Below are 10,029 nucleotides of genomic sequence, written 5' to 3'. Positions count from 1 at the left end.
CCCTAAAGCTATTGATGTAAAACCGGGGGAAACGATCCGCTTTATTTTACGCAACGAAGGTTCTCTTCTGCATGAGTTCAACATCGGTAAAGCGGATTCCCACGCCGCACATCAGGCTGAGATGGCGGCCATGTTTCAGAATGGCACGCTAAGCTCTACTGGCGTAGGTCAGGATATGAGCACTATGGAACACACTATGGGAGGCATGAAGATGGTTGGGATGGAGCATAACGATCCCAACAGTGTTCTGATCGAGCCGCGCACAACCCAGGAGTTGATCTGGACGTTTAACAAAAGCACAGGACTAGAGTTTGCCTGCAATGTACCAGGTCACTATCAGTCGGGAATGGTAGGTAAATTTGAAGTGAAATAGTGGTGCCCTTAAGTCGTCATGATCACAATCACTCTGACTCTGGAGTTCCCGTAGGGATTCTCCGATCAGGTCAGCGCAAACCGTCCGAACCGCACGGAAATCGCCCTCCGTTCAGCTTCCACAGTAAGCCTTGTCCATGAGGCAACTGAGCTTTTCGGATTTAGAGCACGCAAGCAAACGCTTCATGAGCGTTTGCTTGCTGAGATAGAGCCGATCGTGCCGCGGATCGAACTGGTGGCGTTGGTCGAGCCGCATTATCCAAAGGTCGGAGGTCGTAAGTCTTACTCATTGGAATCGATGCCGCGGATTCACTTGCTGCAGAACGGCTTTTCGCTGAGAGCTCCGGCGATGGAAGAAGCGTTGCACGAGATCACCTTGATGGGCCGGCTGGCTCGACTCACGCTCAGCGCGCCGATTCCTGAAGACATCACGATCATGAATTTCCGAGACCTTTTGAAAGGTATCAGTTCGCGGCAGGTTCCTGGACACCAGGCCAAGGCACAGGTGTATGCGAAGGTGAAGCAGCCGTAGCGCACAAGAACCAGGGCAAAGCTATGGTTTTGAGCCTCATGACGCCTGCGAAAATCTGCCCAGTGACGTCGCGACGTTGCTCGTAGCGCGCGCGGTTCAAATTGCTTTGGTTTCCCTAGGCTCATTTCGATCCCTGACAAAAACGTAATCCTCTCCTAAGGTTTCTGACAGGGGCGCAGTCCTACAGTTACATCACCCCCAAGAATCATGGTCTGGAATGGATTCAGTGGGGCGGCAAAAACTCATCTGAGGATCCCCAAAATGAAATCCATCAAAGCTTTGCTTGTCATTGGCGCCCTGACCCTGTCCTCTCTGGCTATGGCTGAGGGAGGTGGTGATCGTACGTTCGCACGCATGGAAGCGGCAAGGAAGGACTCAATGGAATCGTATCAAGTTGCTCAGAAGCAAGGCACACAATCTCCTGCTGTCGAAAGCAAAGACAAGTCGGTCGAGCATGCCAAGTGCTGATGACTCGTGCACTCGAAAGCTGACAGAAATGTAATCCCTGTGATGGTTCAATTGTGGCACCGTTTGAGCTCGCTGGCCGTGTCAATTCCTGAGTGACGGCCAGCGAAGCTCATCTGGGCCAAGCATCAGCGCCCACGAGAGTGCTTTCAACCTGTATGAGTAATACACGTTGTTTCGCACAGCTTCCCTTTTGACTGATTGGACGAAAACTGCATGAACTCCAAAACCTCTAGGCGGACATTCGTGAAAGGCTTAGCCGCAGGTGGCATTCTTGGCGGTCTGGGTTTGTGGCGCACCCCAGTTTGGGCCGTGGCAAGCCCGGGCTTTCCAAGCGTGCTAACTGGCAACGAGTTTGATCTGTTTATTGGTGAAACCCCTGTAAACATCACTGGCTCAGCACGTACCGCAATGACCATTAATGGCACATTGCCGGGGCCGCTGCTTCGCTGGCGTGAAGGGGAGACCGTTACGCTGCGTGTGAAAAACCGTCTCGATGAAGACACCTCTATCCATTGGCATGGAATCATCCTGCCGGCCAATATGGATGGGGTGCCGGGACTGAGTTTTCACGGTATTGCTCCTGATGGCATGTACGAGTACAAATTTAAGGTTCACCAGAACGGGACGTACTGGTACCACAGCCACTCAGGCCTGCAGGAGCAAGCGGGTGTTTACGGACCAATCGTAATCGACTCGAAAGAGCCAGAGCCTTTCAAGTACGACCGCGATTATGTGGTGATGCTAACTGACTGGACGGATGAAGCCCCTAGTCGTGTAATGGCCAAGCTCAAGAAGCAGTCCGGCTACTACAATCATCATAAACGTACCGTTGGTGACTTCATCAACGACGTCAGCGACAAAGGCTGGGCCGCGACAATAGCTGATAGGAAGATGTGGGCTGAAATGAACATGAGCCCAACTGACCTCGGTGATGTCAGCGCAGATACATACACTTACCTTATGAATGGCCAGGCTCCTAATAGCAACTGGACTGGTATTTTCAAGCCAGGAGAGAAGCTGCGATTGCGCTTCATCAACGGCTCTGCCATGAGCTATTTCGATGTTCGCATCCCAGGCCTGAAAATGACGGTAGTGGCTGCCGATGGTCAGTATGTCAAGCCAGTCAGCGTCGATGAATTCCGCATAGCAGTGGCAGAAACTTATGACGTAATTGTGGAGCCAGCCACTGAGGAAGCTTACACAATTTTCGCTCAATCCATGGACCGAACCGGCTATGCCCGCGGGACTTTGGCCGTACGCGAAGGACTGAAGTCATCAATTCCAGCAATTGACCCACGACCTATCATCACTATGGATGACATGGGGATGGGCGGTATGGCAGGCATGGACCATGGGGGCATGGCTGGCATGGGAGGTGATGGCATGTCTGGTATGGCCGGCATGGATCACAGCAAGATGACGGGTATGTCCTCAAGCGATATGACCGGCATGGGCGGTGGCGACATGCCTAACATGGCCGGTATGGACCATAGCAAGATGGCAGGCATGGACAAAGCTGACATGCCCACGATGGCCGGCATGGATCACAGCAAGATGGCTGGGATGGACCATAGTGGCATGCCAGGAATGGCTGGCATGGGGGCGGAGATGCAGAGTCACCCATCGTCAGAAACCAACAACCCATTGGTTGATATGCAAGCCATGACTCCAGCACCGAAGTTAAACGATCCTGGAATCGGGTTGCGGAATAATGGTCGTCGTGTGCTTACTTATTCTGACTTGCGGAGTACGTTCCAAGATCCTGATGGTCGCGAGCCTAATCGCACCATCGAGTTGCATTTGACCGGCCACATGGAGAAGTTTTCGTGGTCTTTTAACGGTATCAAATTCTCTGATGCCGAGCCGCTTCGCCTCAAGTACGGTGAGCGCCTTCGTATCACACTGGTGAATGACACTATGATGACCCACCCCATCCACCTCCACGGTATGTGGAGTGACTTGGAGGATGAGAACGGTCAGTTTATGGTGCGCAAGCACACGATCGATATGCCACCAGGAACCAAACGCAGCTATCGCGTCACGGCCGATGCCCTAGGACGCTGGGCTTACCACTGCCACCTGCTTTTCCATATGGAAATGGGCATGTTCCGTGAAGTTCGGGTCGATGAGTAAAGGAGACGATCTGTGAGCAAATACCCGAATCGTAAATCCTTGGTGAGTTACGCCTTAGCCATCGGCTTGTTGGGTGCTGTTTCGTCTGTGGTACTGGCGGCAGAGGTGATTGGCGATAGCATTCTTACGGCAAATGCGGTCGCAACCAGCGAGCCGGGAACCAAAACAAGCGGATATGAACCTGTTCACGGTTCTATGGATCACAGGAAAATGAGCCATGAGTCGGTGGATCATGACCCAAAAATCAAAAGGGCAGATTGAGATCATGACCAACAAATTTTTACGGCCGACCCTTGTGGCGCTGGCTGTTTCTGTCAGTCCTGCATTCTTGGGCATTGCACATGCGGCCGAAGAAATGGAGCATTCGAAGGCAATGCCATCAGCTAAGGACTCAAATCCATCGACAATGTCACAGATTGAGCCAACCAAATCTAAAGACAGTCCTATGGATCACTCCAAGATGGATCACGGTTCAATGGGCACCATGGATCACAGCATGATGAACATGGGCGACGGACAAATGGACGGGATGGAGAGTATGGGCGGAGGGGCTGCCACGACCAGTCGAACCCCTATCCCGGTGCTTACCGATACTGATCGCGCCGCAGCCTTTCCACCGGTGGCCGGGCATGGCGTTCACGATAAGAGCTTAAACTCGTTTATTTTGCTTGATAAGCTTGAGTATCAGGATGCGGACAATGGAAGCGCTTTGGCTTGGGATGCCAAGGGGTGGGTTGGTGGTGATATTGATCGTTTATGGCTGCGCTCCGAAGGCGAGCGCACCAATGGCGTAACAGAAAGTGCTGAACTCCAGGCGCTCTGGGGGCATGCGATCAGTCCGTGGTGGGATGTCGTCACTGGCGTTCGCCAAGATTTCAAACCTGGCTCGCCGCAGACCTGGGGAGCCCTGGGTATTCAGGGTATGGCTCTCTATAACTTTGAAGCCGAAGCAACAGCTTTCATCGGCGAAAATGGCCAAACCGCGGCTCGGTTTGAAGGTGATTATGACATTCTGCTCACCAACCGCCTAATCTTGCAACCAACGTTTGAAGCGAACCTCTATGGGAAGAACGACCCACAGCGCGGTATTGGTTCCGGGTTAGCTAACACCGAAGTAGGCCTACGATTGCGCTACGAACTTATCCGTGAATTCGCCCCCTATATTGGCATCTCCTGGAATCGTTCTTACGGGAAGACTGCCGATTTGGCCAGTGATGAAGGAGAAAATACCAATGAAGCTAGATTTGTAGTTGGTGTTAGAATGTGGTTTTGAGCCAAAGATATAGCTTGTTCCAATCTACTTAATACTTGGTTCAAAAGTGAGGCTTCGTAAAGAGTTCGCAGAACCACGAAGCCCCTTTACGGTAAGAGAGCTGATCATGCAAAACAGAGTAAAACTGCGAACCTTAGGCATTGCGACATTTGCAGCCTTGTTTATTGGCACCGCAGCGTATGCTACAGACCCCATGAAAATTGATGTTTATCGTGATGCAAACTGCGGTTGCTGCAAAAAATGGGTTCAATACTTGAAAGACAGCGGACTTACCGTAGTCGATCATGTCGAAATGGATATGAGTTCGACTAAGCAGAAGTTTGGCGTTCCCCCCAGGCTTTCGTCGTGCCATACCGCAGTCATTAATGGGAAGTTTGTTGAGGGCCATGTGCCAGTCGAGCAGATTTTCACGATCAGCAATCGCGATGATCTAATGGGGATTGCAGCGCCGGGCATGCCGGCAGGTTCTCCTGGGATGGAAGTTGGTGGGAAGCGAGACGCCTATCAGATTATTGGTTTGACCAAGACAGGAATCGATGAGGTGATTATGGACTACCCAGCTATTTGAATATTGTGAGCTGCGCCCTCGTAAAGCCATGGCGTAGGGCGCTCGTATTTCATCAGCACGTTAAATTCAAATTCCTGTGATGCTTAATGAGCAGATTTCTTTTAGTTAGGGCGCATTCATAATGCTCTAGGCTCAGAAAAAACTCAACACATCTTTCAGCTCGTATGTCTATGCTATTTGTAATCAGTGTCATTTTCTCGATATGAATCGCCAGCTAAATTGCTCAGTATTCTAGTCGCAACGTGCTATGTCGATTGTAAATGGCAAGCAATTGCTAGCTGATTCTTAAGCCGGATAAAAAAGGCGCCTTAAGGGCGCCTAAACCGTCTCCAAACTAAAGGAGTAACAAGGGGACGGGTGTACTTGAAAAACAAACGCCGAAGATCGGTAACCGATGGCTACTATAGCAGCTGCAATGGATATTCGATGATTAGACGGACCTCATTCAAATCTGACTCGAAGTCTGTTGCCCGAGTCGTTGCCTGGCGAACACGGAATGACATGTCCTTCAAAGAACCTGATTGAACGACGTACTTCGCTTCAATGTCTCGCTCCCAGCGCTTTTGATCTCGCAGAGGATCACCATCTTCGCCCCTTCGCATATAGATACTGTTTGCATTCGAATAGTCCGCATCCCAGCCCTTAGCGTAGCGAGTCATGAAGCTCAGGCCAGGTATGCCGAAAGCTTGCATGTCCAAGTCATAACGTAGCTGCAGCGATTGCTCTTTAGGGGAGTTAAAGTCGCTGTACTGGATGGAGTTATCCAGAAAAATGGAGTCTGACTGACGTAAGTAATCAAAATCATCATTACCATTGTTCCGTTGATATCCAACGCTCACTGTGTGAGCGCCAAACTTGATTCCGGCCTTACCACTCCAGATATTGTTATCGAAACTACCCAGTAGCTTTTTCCCCTCATCGACAGCCCGGTAGTAATTCAACCCACCTATCAGCGTCATGTTTTCCGAGAGCGGATAGCTCAAAGTGGTGCCCGCGTAGTACTGGTTCCAGACATCTTTGAATTGGCTAGTGTAAAGGCTTACGCCGAGATGCTCGTTGACAGTGTAATCACCGCCCAAGTAGGCAATCCAAGGCGCATCAACTGCCCCGGCATAGAAGGTTGCGAAGCCGTCACGCATACTACTGGAGTTGGGTTGGCTCATAGCATGTAGACGCCCACCCTGAAGGCTGAGGTCTTTGATGCTGGTATTTGTAAACGTTATACCTCGAAAGCTTTCCGGTAGCAATCGAGAGTCTCCGTATGCAACAACAGGTGTAGACGGGAACACATCGCCGACCCTGACAATTGTATCCAGAAAACTAGCCTTTGCGGCCCCGCCTACTTTCGAGTAGGTATCTTCTGGCTGGCCTTTGCTATTATAGGGCATTACATCTATCGAACTACGAGCTCCGGAGCGCCCATCACCAGAGTCTAGCTTGATTCCCTGCATTGCAAACAAGTCGACACCTAAACCTACGGTGCCTTGAGTGAACCCTGACTCGAATCGCCCAATTATGGCGTGAGCCCATTCTTCGGCATAGCCGTTTCCGGTAGGGCTGGAATGCCCCTTACGATAATCTCGATTGATATAGAAGTTTCGGTTGAGCACATTGATAGAGCTCCCCTCGATAAATCCATCCGGTTTTTGCTCCGCCGCCACTGCGACTTGCCCGATGCTCATTCCAAGGGCAATCAAAGAAAGGCCATAAATACTTTTATTATTCATTTAACACTCCTGGCTTCAGCTTGGCAGAGCTTCAATGTGAATTGCTTTCTTGTCATTATAGAAATCACAGGCACGCAGCAAGTGCTAACGTGTCGGCAGCCATGATTTCGCATGAAGCATAACCCCGGAGTGACCTGAAAATTACTTTTAAGTCAGTATAATGAAAGCTTTCCTCGTAGGGCTAAAATAACAAAGAGTCAGTTGTGCTTTTACGGGCTAGCCTCCGTGCGGGCAATCGCTACCCATAACCCGATACTCTACTGTATTGAGCTTGCCGCTTGAGTCTTCATAAGTCATGCGAGAGGGAGCGACGCTACAGTTCTTATTGGCTTGTGTGACGCTAACAATTTTTTTGATATCAAGATCCATGCCGTACTTATAGTGAACGACTTCAGGAGCGGCCTTGCCATTTCTTACAGCGTACTGCTCCATGGCCCTTTGGTTTTCCTGAATCATTCGGCCGTATACACGATCTCCTCCACCCTCTGCAACTGCTAAAGATGAGATGGCACTCAAAACTGAAAAAACGGCAAATGCCTTAATTACATTCATGATTTTCTCCAAAAGCTTACTCATTCCTAGCTATAGGGTAGCGTTATACACCTTTCAGAAAGCTGCCATGGAGATTACTTGTTCGTCAGGAATCTCAAGAGATTCTGAGGTCATGTAGATAGCGGGTTTGGGGGCTTTGCGAAACCTGCAGTTGCTTTTAAACACGCTACGTGGACTACCAGGCCTGCCAAGGCGCTGGTGAAACAGCAGCTGGGGAGTGATTGCCGGCGTATTGTTCGTGTTGCCTTCGCTGTTCATTGTGATCGAACCTGGCACGCCTGGAAGTGGGAGGCCAGCCTTCCGAGGTATCGGTATCGAGCTGTAGGTTCACAAAATAGGTGATAGGCCAGGCCTCGTGAAATGGGAAGCTTGGCCATTTTTTTGTGAAGTGAAGGGGGGTTTTTCACAAAAAAGCTGAGAAGACCCTACCCACATCTCACAAAAGCTGAGTAGCCCCCCACCAGCTGACCGACATGAGCGCTTCTTTGGAGCGGCTGCAGAAAGGTTTGCGAGGACCATCCAAAACAAATTGCGGATTCCACGACACTTGGACACTCAGCCCACGATCATTTGGACACTCGTTCCACGCTCACTTGGACACCTAATCCACGTCCACTTGGACAGGCAGTCGGAGCGCAGCGACGCAGGTTTGCATTGTTAGTCTGAAGTCCCTGTCGTCGTCAATTTCGTTGCGCGCCTGCGCATCGATTCGCCCTTCAGTTCGATCCGGTAAGCGTTGTGCACCAGCCGATCGAGGATCGCGTCGCCCAAGGTCGGATCGCCGATCAGTGCGTGCCACTTGTCTACCGGCATCTGGCTGGTCACCAGCGTCGAGCGGTTGCCGTAGCGGTCGTCCAGCAGTTCGAGCATGTCGCGCCGTTGTGCGGCGGTAAACGGCGCCAGGCCCCAGTCGTCCAGGATCAGCAAGTCGGTCTTGGCATAACCCGCCATCAGTTTCGCGAAGCGCCCATCGCCGTGGGCTAGGCCCAGCTCTTCCATCAAGCGCGGCAGGCGCAGATAGCGCACGCTGTAGCCGTCGCGGCAGGCCTTGTGGGCCAGCGCGCAGGCGAGCCAGGTTTTGCCTACGCCGGTTGGGCCGCCGATGATCAGGTTCAGGCCGTCGCGCAGCCACTGGCCGCTGCCCAGTTGCAGGATCAGCGCCTTGTTGGATGTAGCGTCCAGCGATTACGGTCAGCTCTGGCCGCAGTATGGCTACGAGCCGTGGTCTGCTGAAGTGGAGGTCTTCCATAACCCTATGGCACTACATCCGGTGCCTAACGAGCTGATACCAGAAGTCACCCACTGGAGAGAAGTGAATGGAAGAGTCGAGTGCGAATCTTTCTATGATGTATCAATACTCCGATCCAGGACACTCGTCCTGAGTGCTAACGCTAAGGTTCCGTCACTTGATGAGTTACTGACAGCAGCCAGTCCTCCCGAGCTCTGACGGCGACGGGGTGGATGCATCTTTGCCACGCAGGTAGATGAGGATTACTCAGCAAGCTACCCAGTAAGGGAAGGACATGAGCCCCCTGCGCAATCCACAACCGTTGAAGCGTCAGCTCTCTTCGGGTAAAAGAGTGACCTTCTTACAACGTTACAACAGTGTCATCCTCGAAAGCATAGGAAGAGAAATGTCGACCCAAGGACTAAACCGATTCATCGGAGGCAAGATTCACGCCGTGATAATGATGGCCCTACTAAAGCGGGAAATGATACGCCTCGGCATATGCACCGTCATGGCACTTGTTCTGAATGCGATCTTGTATACCGGCGTTGAAATAGACGGCACCATCAAGCCGTGGGCAGAAACGCCGATAAAACTATTCGCATAATCAATGTTATTCGCCTTCATTATTAAGGCTTTTCTGCCACTTCTTGGGTGGACAATTCTGAAAGCAGTTCTACTGAGTGCGAATAATGCTTTCAGCGGTATCCTGAGTTTTTTGGGAAACCAGTTCACAGGGGTCATGTACTGCACTGGAATCATCCTGTGATCTGTCACGTTTAAGCAGTATATGATTTCTGGGGTTTTAGATTCAGAAATGGTTTCCCTGTCCGCAATCGTATTTTCTTCCGGGATTTTATATTTCTATGTGCTGCAATGCGCCATTCAAAAAACAATGAGTCCAGCTCTGCGTACACCAGCAGTACCGCGTTCAACCACTAGGCTGTGACTATTCCGCCTCTGGCGCTCAGTAGACGCTCGATCTGCTGAACTCTTACCCATGCATACGTAGCCGTTAATGGCCAGGCTCGCCTTCGACTTTATGAAGAAGGCGAGCATCCGCGTGCTTGATTGCCTACCTCATTTGTTGGGTGAGGAATCAGTACTGCGGATCGCAAACAGAAACCCCAAGCGCGCATGCGACGGGAGTATACAGCCGATTTTCGGTACCTAGGG

The 10,029-nt window shown here is 51.2% G+C and carries 9 protein-coding genes and 2 pseudogenes; 8 read left to right on the top strand and 3 right to left on the bottom strand.

Features of this window, described 5'->3' with window-relative positions:
- From PM2_RS28845 to PM2_RS28820, 7 genes and pseudogenes are all read left to right on the top strand, one after another.
- A partial coding sequence (locus PM2_RS28845; protein ID WP_033741174.1) for a cupredoxin domain-containing protein occupies positions 1-373 on the top strand: 373 nt, incomplete at its 5' end.
- 136 nt (positions 374-509) lie between these two features.
- Positions 510-832 (top strand): annotated as a pseudogene (locus tag PM2_RS28840) (transposase); the annotation flags it as partial.
- Positions 833-1,165: 333 nt separating this feature from the next.
- Complete coding sequence (locus PM2_RS28835) at positions 1,166-1,372, top strand: co-regulatory protein PtrA N-terminal domain-containing protein (RefSeq protein WP_004576076.1); 207 nt, start codon at positions 1,166-1,168, stop codon at positions 1,370-1,372.
- A 213-nt stretch (positions 1,373-1,585) separates the two neighbouring features.
- A complete protein-coding gene (locus PM2_RS28830) occupies positions 1,586-3,505 on the top strand; it encodes a copper resistance system multicopper oxidase (protein WP_028700056.1) in 1,920 nt (639 codons plus the stop codon).
- Positions 3,506-3,517: 12 nt separating this feature from the next.
- Positions 3,518-3,766: a hypothetical protein gene (locus PM2_RS30930; RefSeq protein ID WP_146018932.1), complete on the top strand. Its 249-nt coding sequence runs from the start codon at positions 3,518-3,520 to the stop codon at positions 3,764-3,766.
- On the top strand, positions 3,738-4,778 hold the full coding sequence (locus PM2_RS28825) for a copper resistance protein B (RefSeq protein ID WP_028700055.1): 1,041 nt from the start codon (positions 3,738-3,740) through the stop codon (positions 4,776-4,778). Before PM2_RS30930 ends, PM2_RS28825 begins: the two co-directional genes overlap by 29 nt.
- A gap of 106 nt (positions 4,779-4,884) precedes the next feature.
- Positions 4,885-5,346, top strand: a complete 462-nt coding sequence (locus PM2_RS28820) for a DUF411 domain-containing protein (protein WP_004576073.1) — start codon at positions 4,885-4,887, stop codon at positions 5,344-5,346.
- Between the two features lie 401 nt (positions 5,347-5,747).
- Here the strand turns inward: PM2_RS28820 and PM2_RS28815 are convergent, their stop codons facing one another.
- From PM2_RS28815 to istB, 3 genes and pseudogenes are all read right to left on the bottom strand, one after another.
- Positions 5,748-7,073: an OprD family porin gene (locus PM2_RS28815; protein WP_004576072.1), complete on the bottom strand. Its 1,326-nt coding sequence runs from the start codon at positions 7,071-7,073 to the stop codon at positions 5,748-5,750.
- Between the two features lie 216 nt (positions 7,074-7,289).
- Positions 7,290-7,625, bottom strand: coding sequence for a DUF2790 domain-containing protein (locus PM2_RS28810; protein WP_028700053.1), 336 nt, complete (start codon positions 7,623-7,625; stop codon positions 7,290-7,292).
- Between the two features lie 657 nt (positions 7,626-8,282).
- Positions 8,283-8,792: pseudogene (istB, locus tag PM2_RS30545) on the bottom strand (IS21-like element ISPre4 family helper ATPase IstB); the annotation flags it as partial.
- Between the two features lie 356 nt (positions 8,793-9,148).
- Here istB and PM2_RS32170 point away from each other — a divergent pair.
- Entirely contained in the window at positions 9,149-9,460 is a 312-nt protein-coding gene (locus tag PM2_RS32170; protein ID WP_232435440.1) for a hypothetical protein, read from the top strand.
- Positions 9,461-10,029 lie beyond the last annotated feature (569 nt).

The sequence above is a fragment of the Pseudomonas monteilii NBRC 103158 = DSM 14164 genome (assembly GCF_000730605.1).
Lineage (GTDB): Bacteria > Pseudomonadota > Gammaproteobacteria > Pseudomonadales > Pseudomonadaceae > Aquipseudomonas > Aquipseudomonas monteilii.
This window is presented reverse-complemented; position numbering and strand designations above follow the sequence as displayed.

What these genes read in the sequence shown, in the direction of transcription:
- PM2_RS28835 (WP_004576076.1), top strand. Translation starts at nt 1,166, where the DNA reads ATGAAATCCATCAAAGCTTTGCTTGTCATTGGCGCCCTGACCCTGTCC.
- PM2_RS28830 (WP_028700056.1), top strand. Translation starts at nt 1,586, where the DNA reads ATGAACTCCAAAACCTCTAGGCGGACATTCGTGAAAGGCTTAGCCGCA.
- PM2_RS28825 (WP_028700055.1), top strand. Translation starts at nt 3,738, where the DNA reads ATGACCCAAAAATCAAAAGGGCAGATTGAGATCATGACCAACAAATTT.
- PM2_RS28820 (WP_004576073.1), top strand. Translation starts at nt 4,885, where the DNA reads ATGCAAAACAGAGTAAAACTGCGAACCTTAGGCATTGCGACATTTGCA.
- PM2_RS28815 (WP_004576072.1), bottom strand. Translation starts at nt 7,073, where the DNA reads ATGAATAATAAAAGTATTTATGGCCTTTCTTTGATTGCCCTTGGAATG.
- PM2_RS28810 (WP_028700053.1), bottom strand. Translation starts at nt 7,625, where the DNA reads ATGAATGTAATTAAGGCATTTGCCGTTTTTTCAGTTTTGAGTGCCATC.
- PM2_RS32170 (WP_232435440.1), top strand. Translation starts at nt 9,149, where the DNA reads ATGAGCCCCCTGCGCAATCCACAACCGTTGAAGCGTCAGCTCTCTTCG.